General features: G+C 46.8%; 18 protein-coding genes. All 18 read left to right on the top strand.

Going from position 1 to position 15,706, the window contains the following annotated elements; all coding sequences use genetic code 11:
* Positions 1 to 9 precede the first annotated feature (9 nt).
* The 18 genes from fliQ to D3D03_RS06335 all read left to right on the top strand — a co-directional run bounded on the left by fliQ (position 10) and on the right by D3D03_RS06335 (position 15,705).
* Positions 10 to 282, top strand: a complete 273-nt coding sequence (gene fliQ / locus D3D03_RS06420) for a flagellar biosynthesis protein FliQ (RefSeq protein WP_012370733.1) — start codon at positions 10 to 12, stop codon at positions 280 to 282.
* On the top strand, positions 279 to 1,046 hold the full coding sequence (gene fliR, locus D3D03_RS06415; RefSeq protein ID WP_026832645.1) for a flagellar biosynthetic protein FliR: 768 nt from the start codon (positions 279 to 281) through the stop codon (positions 1,044 to 1,046). Before fliQ ends, fliR begins: the two co-directional genes overlap by 4 nt.
* A gap of 1 nt (position 1,047) precedes the next feature.
* Complete coding sequence (flhB, locus tag D3D03_RS06410) at positions 1,048 to 2,139, top strand: flagellar biosynthesis protein FlhB (protein ID WP_026832646.1); 1,092 nt, start codon at positions 1,048 to 1,050, stop codon at positions 2,137 to 2,139.
* Between the two features lie 14 nt (positions 2,140 to 2,153).
* Positions 2,154 to 4,178, top strand: coding sequence for a flagellar biosynthesis protein FlhA (gene flhA / locus D3D03_RS06405; protein WP_119923182.1), 2,025 nt, complete (start codon positions 2,154 to 2,156; stop codon positions 4,176 to 4,178).
* A gap of 3 nt (positions 4,179 to 4,181) precedes the next feature.
* Positions 4,182 to 5,240 carry a flagellar biosynthesis protein FlhF gene (locus D3D03_RS06400; protein WP_119923181.1) on the top strand — a complete coding sequence of 353 codons (1,059 nt, stop codon included), beginning with the start codon at positions 4,182 to 4,184 and terminating at the stop codon, positions 5,238 to 5,240.
* Positions 5,237 to 6,091, top strand: coding sequence for a MinD/ParA family protein (locus D3D03_RS06395; protein WP_026832649.1), 855 nt, complete (start codon positions 5,237 to 5,239; stop codon positions 6,089 to 6,091). Before D3D03_RS06400 ends, D3D03_RS06395 begins: the two co-directional genes overlap by 4 nt.
* A gap of 21 nt (positions 6,092 to 6,112) precedes the next feature.
* Positions 6,113 to 8,113 carry a chemotaxis protein CheA gene (locus D3D03_RS06390; protein WP_119923180.1) on the top strand — a complete coding sequence of 667 codons (2,001 nt, stop codon included), beginning with the start codon at positions 6,113 to 6,115 and terminating at the stop codon, positions 8,111 to 8,113.
* Positions 8,114 to 8,124: 11 nt separating this feature from the next.
* Complete coding sequence (locus D3D03_RS06385; RefSeq protein WP_119923179.1) at positions 8,125 to 8,553, top strand: chemotaxis protein CheW; 429 nt, start codon at positions 8,125 to 8,127, stop codon at positions 8,551 to 8,553.
* Positions 8,546 to 9,154 (top strand): chemotaxis protein CheC, encoded by a 609-nt coding sequence (locus D3D03_RS06380; protein WP_119923178.1) that lies wholly within the window; start codon positions 8,546 to 8,548, stop codon positions 9,152 to 9,154. The genes D3D03_RS06385 and D3D03_RS06380 overlap by 8 nt, the downstream gene beginning before the upstream one ends.
* Positions 9,147 to 9,629: a chemotaxis protein CheD gene (locus D3D03_RS06375; RefSeq protein WP_026832653.1), complete on the top strand. Its 483-nt coding sequence runs from the start codon at positions 9,147 to 9,149 to the stop codon at positions 9,627 to 9,629. The genes D3D03_RS06380 and D3D03_RS06375 overlap by 8 nt, the downstream gene beginning before the upstream one ends.
* Before the next feature lie 13 nt (positions 9,630 to 9,642).
* Complete coding sequence (locus tag D3D03_RS06370; protein WP_026832654.1) at positions 9,643 to 10,416, top strand: FliA/WhiG family RNA polymerase sigma factor; 774 nt, start codon at positions 9,643 to 9,645, stop codon at positions 10,414 to 10,416.
* A gap of 11 nt (positions 10,417 to 10,427) precedes the next feature.
* Positions 10,428 to 10,847, top strand: coding sequence for a hypothetical protein (locus D3D03_RS06365; RefSeq protein WP_147367720.1), 420 nt, complete (start codon positions 10,428 to 10,430; stop codon positions 10,845 to 10,847).
* Positions 10,848 to 10,976: 129 nt separating this feature from the next.
* The gene (gene rpsB / locus D3D03_RS06360; protein WP_012370721.1) at positions 10,977 to 11,711 is read left to right on the top strand and encodes a 30S ribosomal protein S2; all 735 of its coding nucleotides are present in this window, start codon (positions 10,977 to 10,979) and stop codon (positions 11,709 to 11,711) included.
* Between the two features lie 82 nt (positions 11,712 to 11,793).
* Positions 11,794 to 12,675 (top strand): translation elongation factor Ts, encoded by an 882-nt coding sequence (gene tsf, locus D3D03_RS06355; protein WP_026832656.1) that lies wholly within the window; start codon positions 11,794 to 11,796, stop codon positions 12,673 to 12,675.
* A 110-nt stretch (positions 12,676 to 12,785) separates the two neighbouring features.
* The gene (gene pyrH, locus D3D03_RS06350; RefSeq protein WP_026832657.1) at positions 12,786 to 13,505 is read left to right on the top strand and encodes a UMP kinase; all 720 of its coding nucleotides are present in this window, start codon (positions 12,786 to 12,788) and stop codon (positions 13,503 to 13,505) included.
* 1 nt (position 13,506) lies between these two features.
* A complete protein-coding gene (frr, locus tag D3D03_RS06345) occupies positions 13,507 to 14,064 on the top strand; it encodes a ribosome recycling factor (RefSeq protein WP_014970659.1) in 558 nt (185 codons plus the stop codon).
* An 83-nt stretch (positions 14,065 to 14,147) separates the two neighbouring features.
* Entirely contained in the window at positions 14,148 to 14,885 is a 738-nt protein-coding gene (locus D3D03_RS06340; RefSeq protein ID WP_026832658.1) for an undecaprenyl pyrophosphate synthase, read from the top strand.
* Between the two features lie 19 nt (positions 14,886 to 14,904).
* A complete protein-coding gene (locus tag D3D03_RS06335; protein ID WP_119923176.1) occupies positions 14,905 to 15,705 on the top strand; it encodes a phosphatidate cytidylyltransferase in 801 nt (266 codons plus the stop codon).
* Position 15,706 lies beyond the last annotated feature (1 nt).

Raw genomic sequence — 15,706 nt, 5'->3', positions numbered from 1 at the left:
GGGGACGACATGACGCAGGAAATGATTATTCAGTTGGCAAGTTCAGCGGTTTGGACGTTGCTTAAGGTGTCGGCACCGCTCTTGCTCGTCTCACTCGTCGTGGGTCTTCTCGTCAGTATTCTGCAAGCGACGACTCAAATTCAAGAACAGACGTTATCGTTTGTTCCAAAAATCGTTGCCGTCTTCTTAGCGCTTGTCTTTTTTGGACCGTGGATCATGGAAGAGTTAAAAACGTTTACGATTGAAATTTTCAAACAGATTGCCGAGGTTTCACGAAAATGACGTTATTGTCCTTTGTGAGTGTGTTTTTACTCGTTTTTGGTCGACTCGTCGGTTTTCTTGTCGCAGCCCCGTTGTTTTCATCCAAACAGTTACCGGCTCAGCATAAATTGGCGATTGCCGCCGGACTCGCTTATTTTGCGAGTTATGCGGTCAAGACGAATGTCCAAGTGGATGACATCGATTTCTTTTTCCGGATGGGCACAGAAGTCATCATCGGACTGGCGCTCGGTTTACTCGCCAGTTTCTTGCTCTATGCACCACAAATTGCCGGATCCATCATTGATTTACAGATGGGTCTTGCGATGGCCTCGGCGTATGATCCGATGTTTGGAGGACAATCACCGATTGTCGGTCGATTTTATTACATGATGACACTCCTCGTGCTGCTCGCGTCCGATATGCATTTGATTTTACTGGACGGTGTTTATACGAGCTTTCAAATTTTTCCGCCTGGCAGTGCGATCCAGGTTTCCGGCGAAGCGGGCATGAGTTTAGTCGTCCGCATCATCGGTCTTGCGATGTTGACGGCGTTACAAATGGCTATGCCGTTAGTCGTCTCCTTGTTTCTGGTCGATTTGGCACTTGGATTTTTAGCCAAAACAGCGCCCCAGTTCAACATCTTTGCGATTGGTTTCTCCGTTAAACTACTGATGGGTTACGCCATTTTGTTTTTACTGGCCGGCGCGATGATTACCGGGATTTCTCGATTCATCCCGCTGTTACAAGAATTATTGTCGGACGCGATTCAATTACTGGGAGGTTGAGATGAAGACGTATAAATTAACTCTCGACCTTCAGTATTTTGCAGGCGAAAAGACAGAAAAAGCTTCCCCGCGAAAACGGGATGACTCTCGTAAAAAAGGTCAGGTAGCAAAATCAGCCGATTTGACGAGCAGTCTGATGTTATTTGCAATGTTTTTAGTGCTGTTTTTCTTTGGTCCGTTTTTAGGGAAACGATTCGTCATGGTGCTGGAAGATGGATTAAGTGCCCAAACGGTATTGGTCGCAGTCGAAGAGGGTCGGATCCAGGAAATCATGATTGAGATGTTGGTTCAGATGGCGATTCTTGTCGCACCGTTCTTCTTGACCGCCGTCGTAATCGGAATTTTAGGAAATTTCGTGCAAATCGGTGCCCTGCTCAGTGCGGAATCAATTCAACCGAAACTGGATCGGATCAATCCGTTGCAAGGTGTAAAACGGATCGTCAGTATGAAAGCATTCATTGAATTTTTAAAATCAGTTTTTAAACTCCTTGTCATTGGTGTGACCAGCGGAACCGTCTTATGGAACAACAAGGTCGAAATTTCACGACTGACATCGGAACCGATTGGAGACGCCTTGGCAATTGTGGGTCACTTAACTTTTTTACTCGGTATATCGGTCAGTATTGCATTGATTGCGTTGGCGATTCTTGATTTTGCCTATCAAAAGTTCGATTTTGAAAAATCGATCCGGATGAGTAAACAAGATTTAAAAGACGAGCATAAAAATACAGAAGGTGATCCGCAGATTAAAGGAAAAATCAAACAGCAACAACGTGAAATGGCGATGCGGCGGATGATGCAAGAAATACCGAATGCCGATGTTGTCATTACGAATCCGACCCATTATGCGGTGGCGATTCAATATGATGACGGCAAACATGCAGCACCGATCGTCGTTGCCAAGGGAGTGGATGCTGTCGCATTCCGAATTCGGGAGAAGGCGACAGCCGCTGAGATTCCCATTATTGAAAACAGACCGCTCGCACGAGCATTATTCGCAAAATCAGAAATAGGAATGGCAGTGGATGAATCATTTTATCAGGCACTCGCTGAAACACTTGCCTTTGTCTATCAAATGAAACAAGCGAAATGAAAGGATGAAGCATCATGACCATTTCAACACGAGATTTAACCGTCCTGCTAGGCGTCATTATGATTGTCTTCATGCTCGTCATTCCACTGCCAGGATTTTTACTCGATTTCTTAATCATCATTAATATTTTAATCGCATTGATGGTCTTACTTGTCGCGATGAACGCCAAGGAAGCATTGGAGTTCTCGGTTTTCCCGACCTTGCTATTGATTGTGACCTTATTCCGGTTGGCGCTGAACGTGTCGACGACCCGTGCGATTCTCTCGAACGGGAACGGCGGGGAAGTCATTGAAGCGTTTGGTAGTTTCGTCGTCGGAGGAAACGCCCTTGTCGGATTCGTCGTCTTCTTGATTCTTGTCTTGATTCAGTTTCTGGTCATCACAAAGGGATCGGAGCGTGTATCGGAAGTTTCGGCACGTTTTACGTTAGATGCAATGCCAGGGAAACAGATGGCGATTGATGCTGATTTGAATTCCGGGATGATCGACGAGCTGCAAGCACGGACACGACGTCAAAAAATTCAATCGGAAGCTGATTTTTACGGAGCGATGGATGGAGCTTCGAAGTTCGTCAAAGGAGACGCAATCGCCGGAATCATCATCGTCATCATCAACTTGATTTTCGGAATGATCATCGGGGTAGTGCAACAAGGACTCCCGATGACGGAGTCAATCGAATTGTACACACTATTGACGGTCGGAGACGGACTTGTCAGTCAAATTCCGGCACTGTTGATTTCTGTCGCGACGGGTATCATCGTCACCCGTTCAACTTCTGACGGAAATTTAGGAGAAGACATCGTCGGACAGCTTTCGCGGACACCATTGCTTGTCATGATCGGTGCCGGCGCAATCTTCTTGTTAGGGTTATTCACAGCCATTCCGGATTACGTGACGATTCCCGTTGCAGCTGCAGCCGGTTTCTTCGCCTGGCAGTTGACCCGGACATCGAAAACGACGAAAGAAGAGGTCGCCGTCGAAGAAGCACCTGCAGAAAATCTGCGGTCAAGTGAATCAGTCATCTCCCTTTTGAATGTCGATACGATCGAATTCGAATTTGGATATGGGCTGATCCCGCTCGCGGATGAAGCACAGGGCGGTGACTTGTTGGACCGGGTCGTCATGATCCGACGGCAATTGGCGCTTGAACTTGGGTTTGTGTTGCCGACGGTTCGGATTCGTGATCATCTGCAACTGCCTCCAAATCATTACCGGATTAAGATTCGAGGTAGCGAGATGGCGACAGGTGAATTGTTGCTCGACCATTACTTAGCGATGAGCCCCGGTGTCGATGATCCGGAGATCCAAGGGATCGAAACGGTTGAACCGGCATTTGGCATGCCGGCTCTCTGGATTGATGAACGGACAAGAAGTCGGGCCGAGATGTCCGGTTATACGGTCGTTGATCCACCATCCGTCGTAGCGACACATTTAACGGAGTTGTTAAAGAAACATGCCGCTGATTTATTGGGACGAGAAGAGACGAAGCAGCTGGTTGATCATCTGAAAGAGTCTCATCCAATCTTAGTCGACGAAGTGACGCCACAGTTGTTATCGATTGGGGAGTTACAGAAAGTCTTCGTTCAGTTGTTAAAAGAAAAAATTTCGATCCGAAACCTGCCGTTGATTTTTGAAACGTTAGCCGACTATGCCACTGTGACAAAAGACAGTGACCTGCTAGCAGAATACGTCCGGCAAGCGTTGGCACGACAGATCACGGAACAAGTGTTGCAAGGTGAGATTCTTCATGTCGTTACCGTATCAAGTGAGATGGAACTGGACATTCAATCGGCGATTCAAAAAACCGAGTTTGGCAATTATTTAGCACTTGATCCGGATCGAGCGACCCGCTTCATCGAATCGCTTAACGAACTGACGACGGAATTTGAGCGGTACGGGGCTCAACCGATCATCTTAGCGTCTCCAAGTATCCGGATGTTCGTTCGTCAATTGACAGAACGTTATTTCCCTGATGTTCCTGTTCTGTCTTACAACGAGTTAATTCCGACGATCGAAGTCAAGAGTATTGGGGTGATCTAACAGATGATGGTTAAACGAGTTATTGCGAATTCTGTCAGTGAAGCGATGGAACTGGTCAAGAAAGATATGGGCGAAGACGCGATTATCTTAAATACACGACAGATTAAAGTAGGCGGATGGTTTGGGCTGTTCGCTCAAAAAAAAGTTGAGTTGGTCGCGTCGATCGAAGAACATCCGGTTCAAGCACCGATTTCTAAAAAACAGGTGCCAGATGTTCCACCAGTCAAGTTGCCTGTCCGAAACGACCGAGAGACGCAACCGGTCATTCCGAAAATCGTGTCTTTCGCCTCACGCCGGATGCCGGATGCTCTCCGGGCATATGAAGCCCTGTTAGCGGAGCCGGCTCTTCAGCAACGAGCAGAAGAACTCTACGATATGATGGTGTCGACATATTACAAGACGAATGACGTGACACAAGTGGAACACGGTTTGCTTGATACGATTGAACAAGACATTCGCGTCACACAGGCGAATGCGCGGTTCATCATGGTGACAGGTCCGACGGGGGTCGGGAAAACGACGACACTTGCCAAACTGGCTGCCTACTATCGTTTGACGAAACAACAAACGGTAGGGTTAATTACGACAGATACATACCGGATTTCAGCCATCGAACAGTTGCGTACCTATGCGGATATCATTGATATTCCGTTGCGTGTCGCCTATGACTTACAGGAATTTGAACAGGCGAAAGCCGACTTATCCGATTGTGATGTCATCTTGATTGATACAGCAGGACGCAATTTCCTCGATGCAGGTTACGTCGAACAGTTGAAAAAGCGGCATGATTTTTCGGATACGGACGTGTTTCTTGTTCTCAGTTTAACGTCAAAATATCGTGACTTGGAACAAATTCAACAACGGTTTGACCAAGTACCGCTTGCTGGATTTATTTTTACCAAGGCCGATGAAACGACGGAATTATGGTCGATTTACGGTTTGGCGATGCAAACGCGGATTCCTGTGTTTTGTCTGACGACAGGTCAAGAAGTGCCTGAAGACATCATCTGGCCGACAAGTGCAGAAATTTCCCGAATGATTGTAGAAAGAGGGTTAAGATGATGCGAGAAGATCAGGCCCGCGCTTTGCGGTCTAAAGTTTCGGTGCGACAAACGAAAACAATCGCCATTGTCAGTGGCAAAGGCGGCGTAGGCAAAACGAACGTCGCAGTGAATCTCGGGGTTGCGTTATCGTTACAAGCAAAAAAAGTATTGATCATTGATTTAGATATCGGGATGGCGAACGTCGGAGTGTTACTTGGAAAGTCTTCTAAAACTTCCTTAATGGACTGCGTCAAAGAGCGGACATCCTTGACTCAAGCCGTCGTCGAGGCGACACCGGAATTACATTTCATTCATGGGGGAAGCGGCTTCACGGAATTGATGGATCTGACCGACCATGATGTTGAGTTCATGATGAGCGAGTTTCGGTTTTTTTACGACTATGACTTCGTGTTACTTGACTTAGGAGCGGGCGCAACACATCAAACGTTTGATTTTATCAGCAGTGCGGATGAAGCATGGTTGGTCGTTACGCCGGAACCGACGTCGATCATGGACGGATATGCGTTCGTTAAACTTGCGCATCATCACGCTAATGAACTTCCGGTTGCCGTCGTCGTCAACCGGGCGACGAACGGACAAGAAGCACTGGAGACGTTTGATCGTCTTCATCAAGTAAGTCAAAATTTCTTAGATAAATCCTTACGATTCATTGGATTTTTACCAGATGATCCAACCGTCATGAAAGCAGTCAAAGCTCAGCGTCCGTTTTATTTGTTTGACCGGACGAGTGACGTCAGCTGGCGGCTCGACCATATTACGACTGCCCTTACTGGCATTCAAGTACAGGAACAAAAATTTTTAGATCGGTTATTGAATCGTTTGAAAAAACGACATAATCGGGTGCGCTAATCACGAAGGAGGATATGATCCATGGATTTAAATGAATATTTAGGCTTGTTTCTCGATGAGTCAGTCGAACATTTACAAGCAATCAACTCAAGTCTGTTGATTTTTGAACAACGTCTCGATGACGAAGCCGTCATCGATCAGATTTTCCGTTCTGCCCATACGTTAAAAGGCATGGCGGGCACGATGGGGTATGATGCGATTGCGGATTTGACGCATGAAATGGAAAGTGCTCTGGATTTAGTGCGCTCGAAAACGCAACCGGCGACACCGGAATTGATTGATGTCTTGTTCGTCGCGGCGGAACAGCTCGAGACGATGGTGGAAGATATCAGTCAAGGCGGAACAGGAAAATTGGATGTGGCGGCGACCGTCGTCCGTCTTAAAAAATTCATTCAAACGGATTCAGAAACAGAAGTGTCTGAAGCTGAGACACTCATCCCGGTCTTGAAAAATTTTGAGTGTGATGTCTATTCCGAATCGGTTGTCCGTCAATCGATGGCGTCCGGTTATCACGCCTACGTGATTACCGTTGAGTTGTCAGCGGACGTGATTTTGAAGGCAGCACGTGTGTACATGGTGTTTGACCGTCTGCAGAGCCTCGGGGATGTCATTTTATCGAACCCGACATCTGACGAACTCGAACAAGAACAATTTGAAACCAGTTTTGATGTTCTGTTTGTCACGATGAAGTCGGAACAAGAAATCCAAGAAGGTATCAAATCGGTCTCGGAAGTAGCGCATGTAACGATCCAACCGTTTGAAGCGCCGATTGAAGCGGTCGCGGCAACGGAAACATTGCTTGTCCCAACGACAAATGAGGCGGCGACCGTTAAGGCAGTTGAAGCGACGGAAGCGACGGAAGTCCAGGCACCGGTTGCAGCGAAGACGATTCGAGTCAATTTAGAGCGGATCGACCGATTGATGAACTTATTTGAAGAATTCATCATCGACCGCGGACGTTTGGAGCGGATTGCGGCGGAGGCCGGCTCGTCTGATTTGACGGAGACCGTCGAACGGATTAAACGGGGCACAAACGAATTACAATCGCTTGTCCTGACGTTGCGGATGATGCCGATCGAACAAGTATTTAACCGTTTTCCGCGGATGGTGCGCTCCGTTTCAAAAGATGTCGGGAAAAACATCAAACTTCATATTACGGGGGCGGAGACCGAGCTTGATCGGACGGTCATTGACGAGATTGGCGATCCCCTCGTTCATTTGATTCGTAATGCAGTCGACCACGGAATCGAGAGTAAAGCCGACCGGATTTTAGCCGGAAAACCGGTGGAAGGAAATCTGTCGTTGCGGGCGTATCACTCCGGGAACCGTGTATTTATCGAGATTGAAGATGACGGAGCGGGAATCAACCACGAGCGTGTCACACAAATCGCGCTTGAAAAAGGATTAGTAACGGACGAAGAAGCAGCGTTGTTAACGCCGGAAGAAGCATCAATGTTATTGTTTGCCCCGGGTTTCTCGACAGCAGAAACAGTGACCGATCTGTCAGGACGCGGTGTCGGGCTGGATGTCGTCAAATCGAAGATCGAATCGCTTGGCGGTGAAGTGTTCGTCGAAACGAAACGTGGAGCAGGCACCATCTTTAGAATCAGTCTGCCGCTGACGTTATCCATCATTTCCGCGATGTTAGTCAAATTGGGACAAGAAACATATGCCATTCCGTTAACGGCCATCATTGAGACGACTTCGCTCAAACAAGAGGCGATTTTACAAGCGCATCGTGAGAAAGTCTTTGATTTCCGTGGTCAACTCGTTCCATTGATTTCATTGAATCAAGTGTATGGATTGCCGCAAGCAGATGCAGAAGCCTACTCCGTTGTCGTCGTAAGAAGCGGCGAAAAATTAGCCGGTCTGATCGTATCTGAATTGATTGGCCAACAAGAGATTGTCATGAAACCGCTCGGAAGTTATCTTGAAGGAATTCGTGCGATTTCCGGTGCGACGATTCTTGGCGACGGACAAGTGGCATTGATCATCGACAGTAATGCATTGTTACGAAAGTGAGGGAATGAAGAATGGAACAAAAATGGGTTGTCTTTCAAATAGAAGAAAATGCGTACGGAATTGATGTCCAATCTGTTCGTTCGATTGAACGGGTCATCCCGATTACACGTATCCCGAATGCGGCATCTTATGTCAAGGGTGTCATCAATCTGCGCGGTGTCGTGACACCGGTCATTGACTTACGGACACGGTTAGGTTTTGAGACGGTTGACGAAACAGAAGAGACACGGATCATCATTGCGACACTTGAACATGGCGATGCCGGCTTTATCGTCGATCGAGCCAACGAAGTTGTCGAAGCAACCGATGTTCGGATTGAACCGTTGACGGATCAGAAGCAAGATGAGTCCAACTACTTGACTGCCATCGCTAAAGGGGAAAATCAATTGTTTTCGTTACTTGAACCAAATCGTTTGTTTGAAGAGATCGTCCATGCTTAATCGGATGGAACAAGACGTCTTTCGGGAAATCGGCAATATTGGAGCTGCGCACGCGGCAACGGCCTTATCGACATTGCTTGGACAACCGGTCGAAATCGAAGTCCCTTCAGCAGATTTGAAAAGCTTTTCAACGATCATCGAACGAGTGGGGGGAGCCGAGGCGTATACCGCTGGTGCACTCCTTCGCTTTTCGGGGGATATAAAGGCTTGTTTATTATTTTTAATGCCGCTCGAAGATGCAGAAAAATTGGTTGCCCAGTTGCTTCAACAGCCGTTTCGATTTTTCTCGGATCAGCATGCGCTCGGGGTTTCCGCATGGGAAGAAATCGGCAATATTTTGATCGGCGCCTATGCCCGCTCGATTTCCGACTGGCTGAATCTATCGGTCCACGTGACGGTCCCGGCATCTGCTTTTGATATGGTCGGAGCAATTTTGGAAGTAGCCTTACTTGAGTCGACAAAATTTGGTAACATGGCAGTATACATCGATACACGTTTATCCAGTTCAGGGAATGACTTGAATGGTCATTTACTGTTATTACCTGAAGAGGGTGCGTTCACATCAGTATTCGAACGATTGGGTGTGGACATCGATGGATGAAGTCGTTCGGATCGGAATAGCAGAATATGCCGTCAGCCAAAAACCGATCATTCTTCGAACAGCTGGCTTAGGCTCTTGTGTCGGTGTCATCATTTACGATCAAGAACGTGGACTTTCCAGTATGGCGCACGTCATGCTGCCAGACTCCGCGATCAGTCGGAACGTTGCACTTGAAATCGGTAAGTTTGCCGATACGGCGGTCGTGGAATTAGCGCGTCGTCTTAGACACAGCGGTGCCATCCGCTTACGGGCGAAGATTGCCGGCGGCGCCCAAATGTTTCAATTCAAGTACGAACATGAATCGATGCGGATCGGTGAACGAAACATTGCGGCAGTCAAACTGGCTTTACGAAAAGCAAACGTCCCACTCGTTGCGGAAGACGTCGGGGGAACGAACGGTCGGACGATCGAGTTCCACTCCACTACTGGCCGACTCGTGATTCGGACAGTGAACGTCGGAACGCTGGAAATTTAGAGGAGGAATGGTCATGCGTGAGGAATTACAACAACTTTGGGATCAATGGCTATCGACGCGTGATATAGCGGTAGCTGACCGGTTACTTCTGAATTATGAACCTCTAGTTCAATACCACGTTCAACGTCTCAGTGCGACACTTCCGAAAAGTGTTGACCGTGATGAGTTAAAAAGTCTCGGGATGATGGGTCTGTATGATGCCTTACAGAAATTCGATCAAAACCATAACAATAAATTTGACACGTACGCCGCTTTTCGGATTCGTGGTGCTATTCTCGATGGACTGCGGAAAATTGATTGGTTACCTCGTTCGTTACGGGAAAAATCAAAACGCGTCGAAGCAGCGGTTGAAATTTTAGAACAGAGCCTCCAACGGACACCGACAATCGATGAAGTGTCTTCGATCGTCGAGATGAGTCCGGAAGAAGTGAAGACGGCGCTTGCAGAGAGTTATTTCGCGAACATCTTATCAATCGACGAAGCTGTGACGTTGCAGGATGAAGGAAAAGCAATGTCGGTCTCCTACCTGGATCCCGATGCCGCGACGCCGGAAGATACGTTACTGATGCGTGAACTGATTTCGAAATTAGCGGAAGAAGTCGAGCAACTATCGGAAAAAGAACAGTATGTCGTGTCGCTCTTTTATTTTGAAGAGTTGACATTAACGGAAATCGGAGAAGTGTTGGGGCTGTCGACTTCCCGGATTTCGCAGATTCATTCGAAAGCGCTCCGGAAATTGAAACAGGCGTTAGGAAGTGCGTATCTTTCTGATCGTGTCGCGATGTGAAAGGATTAATGATGACACTCTTTTATATTTTACTTGCTGCACTCATGTGTTATGGTCTGTTGCTTTTATTTAAACAACAGGCAATGTTGAAGGACCGGATTACGAATCTAGAACGTCAAAAACAAGAAACGGAAGAAATCTTGTTGCAATTTATGGAACATGTCAATGAATTGACGGGTACGGAAGCGCCCGTCTCTTCTCCTCGACAAAACATCGAATTGATTGTACCGGCGGACGAAGACGAACGGCTAGCACCTCTTACAGAGGAAAAACCAGTCGAACTTGTTCCGGAAAAGCCGGTCTTTGATGTAAAACAACAGCTGGAGGAAGGGGCCGATCTGGATCAATTAGCCCGTTCCTTGAACCGGGGGGCGGGAGAGGTCGCCTTGATTGCCAAACTTTCTAAGAAAACGAAGGTTGCCCGGCGCTAATCTTTATGCTATATTAGTCTACGGTGTTAATTACGCACGCATGTATCGCCGGCTGCGGTGCCTTTAATAGGTTAGCTGGAACAACGATCATCGCGGAGGACATCCAAAACCCAAAAGGAGGAATTCATCATGGCAGTAATCTCGATGAAACAATTGTTAGAAGCTGGTGTACACTTCGGTCACCAAACACGCCGTTGGAACCCAAAAATGGCAAAATACATCTTCACAGAACGTAACGGAATCTACATCATTGACCTACAAAAAACGGTTAAAAAAGTAGACGAAGCTTACAACTTCATCCGTGAAGTAGCGTCTGAAGGCGGAAACGTTCTTTTCGTTGGTACGAAAAAACAAGCTCAAGACACTGTGAAAGAAGAAGCGATCCGTGCGGGTCAATACTTCATCAACGAACGTTGGTTGGGTGGAACACTCACGAACTTCTCAACAATCAAAAAACGGATTAACCGTTTAAAACAACTCGAAAAAATGGAAGAGAACGGTACATTCGAAGTTCTTCCTAAAAAAGAAGTCATCATTCTTAAAAAAGAAATGACTCGTCTTGAGAAATTCCTTGGCGGTATCAAAGATATGCCAGGCGTTCCAGATGCACTCTTCATCGTTGACCCACGCAAAGAGCGTATCGCGATTGCAGAAGCACACAAACTCAACATCCCAATCGTTGCGATCGTTGATACAAACTGTGATCCAGACGAAATCGACTACGTCATCCCAGCAAACGACGATGCGATCCGTGCAGTCAAATTGCTTACTGGTAAAATGGCTGACGCAATCCTCGAAGTTAAACAAGGCGAAGATAACGTAGCACCTGAAACTACTGAAGAAGTAGTAGCAGACGCTGAGTAATTCGTGATGCCAGGTGATAAAGGGAATTGACCTTTTATCACCTTTTTTTTGAAAATAAGGACGTTATAAGGAGGAATATCGAATGGCTATTACAGCAGCTATGGTAAAAGAACTTCGTGAAAAAACTGGTGCAGGGATGCTTGACTGCAAAAAAGCACTCGTCGAAGCAGACGGGGACATGAACGCAGCAATCGATTTCTTGCGTGAAAAAGGAATCGCGAAAGCAGCAGCAAAAGGCGATCGTATTGCAGCAGAAGGTTTGACAGCTGTCGCAGTTGACGGAAACAAAGCAGCACTCGTTGAAATCAACTCAGAAACAGACTTCGTTGCGAAAAACGAACGTTTCCAATCACTCGTTCAAAACATTGCAGACGCAGTACTCCGCAATGGTTCTGAAACGGCTGAAGCAGCACTTGCTTCTGAATACGAAGCAGGAAAAACAATCGACACATACATTTCTGAAGAAGCATCAACAATCGGAGAGAAAATTTCACTCCGTCGTGTAGCTCTCTTCGCTAAAGAAGACAACGCAGCATTTGGTTCTTACCTCCACATGGGTGGACGGATCGGTTCTGTTGTCGTCATCGAAGGAACAACAGACGAAGCTGTCGCAAAAGACGTTTCAATGCACATCGCTGCAGCACGCCCACTTTACGTGGACCGTTCTTCTGTCACAGAAGAAGAAAAAGCACGTGAAGAAAAAGTCTTGACAGAGCAAGCATTAAACGAAGGCAAACCTGCCAACATCGTTGAAAAAATGATTGCTGGTCGCATGAACAAATTCTACGAAGAGATCTGCCTCGTCGATCAGACGTTTGTTAAAGATCCAGACTTCAAAGTCGGTAAATACGTGGAATCAAAAGGCGGAAAAATCGTTTCATTCGTACGCTTCGAAGTTGGAGAAGGTATGGAAAAACGTGAAGAAAACTTCGCTGAAGAAGTTATGAATCAACTTAAAAAATAAGAATCAGGATTTCCTGATGACAAAAGAAGGAACACGTATGCTTCAATCCACTTTCGTGTGGAAGTGGGTCGTGTTCCTTTTTTACGGAATTTAGCAAGGGGGACATAGTCATGCAACCGAAATATAACCGGATTGTGTTAAAATTGAGCGGAGAAGCGCTCGCAGGAGATCAAGGGTTCGGAATCCATCCTGGAATTGTCAATTCAATTTCCAATCAGATTAAAGAATTGGTTGAATTGAACGTTGAAGTCGCTGTTGTCGTAGGTGCAGGAAACATCTGGCGCGGTAAAACAGGAGCAGAGCTTGGAATGGACCGGGCCAATGCCGATTATATGGGGATGCTTGCAACCGTCATGAACTCGCTCGCTTTACAAGATAGTTTGGAGTCGGTCGGTGTTGAGACACGCGTCCAGACGTCGATTGAAATGCGACAAGTTGCTGAACCGTACATCCGTCGTCGGGCAATGCGTCATCTTGAAAAAGGACGTGTTGTCATCTTTGCCGCCGGAACAGGGAATCCTTATTTCTCAACAGACACGACGGCAGCACTTCGGGCAGCTGAAATCGAGGCGGAAGTCATCTTGATGGCGAAAAACAACGTCGACGGTGTCTATTCTGCTGATCCGAATCTCGATCCAGAAGCGAAGAAGTTCGAAACGTTATCTTATCTGGATGTTTTAAAAGATGGCCTTCAAGTCATGGATTCGACAGCGACATCGCTTTGTATGGATAATGATATCCCGCTCATCGTCTTCTCGTTAATGGAAGAAGGAAACATTAAACGGGTCGTCATCGGTGATGAAATCGGGACACTCGTAAGGGGGAAATAATATGTCACAAGCAATCATGAAACAAGCAGAAGAACGGATGGAGAAAGCGCATCTGTCACTTAAAAAAGAACTCGCGACGTTACGTGCGGGTCGTGCCAACGTAGCGATTCTTGATCCGGTCCAAGTGGAATATTACGGTTCACCGACACCACTGAACCAGGTGGCGAACGTCAATACACCGGAAGCCCGCTTGATTTTGATCACGCCGTGGGATAAATCCATGGTAACGGAAATCGAAAAAGCGATTCAACGCGCTGATTTAGGGCTCGCTCCTTCATCAGACGGAACGGTGATTCGTCTTGCGATTCCACCACTGACAGAAGATCGTCGGAAAGAACTCGTGAAACTTGTCAAAAAGTACACGGAAGAAGGAAAAGTTGCTCTTCGGAACATCCGTCGTGATACAAATGAACAATTGAAGAAACAAGAAAAAGACGGAGCGTTGACGGAAGATGATCTTCGTGGTTACACAGAAGACGTTCAGACGTTAACGGATAAGTTCGTTAAATTGCTGGATCAAACGGCAACAGATAAAGAACAAGAAATCATGGAAGTATGACGCAATACGTCGTCATGTTGGGGACTCTTTGTCACACGAAGAGTCCCTTTCTTCTTAAACTAAACGAGGGGAGGAAGAAGTAAATGTTTCAATGGTTAAACCAGACTAAAGAAGTGATTGGACAACAAGTGCCTGAACATATTGCAATCATTATGGATGGAAACGGACGTTGGGCTAAAAAACGAGGCCTTCCCCGCATCATGGGTCATCGTGAAGGAATGAAATCCGTTCGAGAAGTCGTCCGGACCGCGAATGAATTAGGTGTCAAAAGTTTGACGTTATACGCCTTCTCAACCGAGAATTGGACACGTCCTGAAGAAGAAGTCAGTTTCTTGATGAAGTTACCGGCACAATTTTTAGAGTCCGATCTAAAAGATCTGAAGGAACGGAATGTGAAGGTCGAAGTAGCGGGCGAAGTTTCCCGTTTACCGATCTACACACGAGAAGCCGTCCAGCAAGCCAAAGAAGATACGGCAGGCAACACGGGATTACGATTGATTTTTGCCTTGAACTATGGCGGACGGGACGAAATCGTTCAAGTCATGCAGAAAATTGCCGAAAAGGTGCAGAGCGGTGTGTTGCTCCCTGAGATGATCACGAACGAAGTCATCGAACAAGAATTGATGACCGGTTCGATGACGGATGTCGACTTAGTCATTCGGACGAGCGGTGAGCAACGGCTGTCGAACTTCTTGTTGTGGCAGGCAGCGTACGCGGAATTTTACTTTACAGACGTCTTGTGGCCGGAGTTTCGGCGCGATCAGTTCCTGGCGGCGATCGAAGATTACAATCAACGGACACGTCGCTTTGGCGGAGTCTGACTAAACGAGGATATTGCTTATGAAAACACGAATTATTACCGGAATATGGGCAGGTGCGATCTTTTTAGGATTACTGTATTTAGGCGGCCTCCCATTCCTGGCATTTATGGCAGTTTTAACTGTGATCGGTTATACGGAATTAATCAAAATGAGGCAACTGTCGTTTAAGACGATTCCTGTCCTCTTATTCGGAGTGGGCACATTGCTCCCGTTCATCGGCATTTATGAACAGGCGAGTGCACAGACCCTCTCACTTGGTTTAACACCGCTTGCTTGGGGCATGCTGATTGTATTAATTGCTTTATTTTGGACGGTTTTTTCGAAAAATGTCTTCACGTTTGATGATGTGGCGTTTCTCTTGTTAACCTCTGTTTATGTAGGCGTCGGATTTGCGTCGTTTACGTATATCCGCCTGCTTGAAGACGGACTGGTCTTTTCGTTGCTGATCATTCTGCTGATTTGGTTTACGGATTCAGGTGCCTATTTTATCGGGAAAAGTCTCGGCAAAACAAAGTTGTGGCCTGCGATCAGTCCAAACAAAACAGTAGAAGGGGCAATTGGTGGAGTCGTACTCGCCATCGTGCTCGGACTTGTGTTTGAATGGATTCATCCGACAGTCGGTTTGGGACAAGTCGTCTTGTTGGCAATGATTGTTGCCGTAGTCGGTCAGTTGGGCGATTTGGTCCAATCAGCGTACAAACGTCACTACGGCGTAAAAGATTCTGGTGCGTTGCTACCGGGACATGGTGGCATTCTCGATCGATTCGACAGTATGATCATCGTCTTTACCGTACTGATCGTACTCGGTATATTCGGCTAAG

This window comes from Exiguobacterium sp. RIT452, from assembly GCF_003598705.1.
GTDB lineage: Bacteria > Bacillota > Bacilli > Exiguobacteriales > Exiguobacteriaceae > Exiguobacterium_A > Exiguobacterium_A undae.
This window is presented reverse-complemented; position numbering and strand designations above follow the sequence as displayed.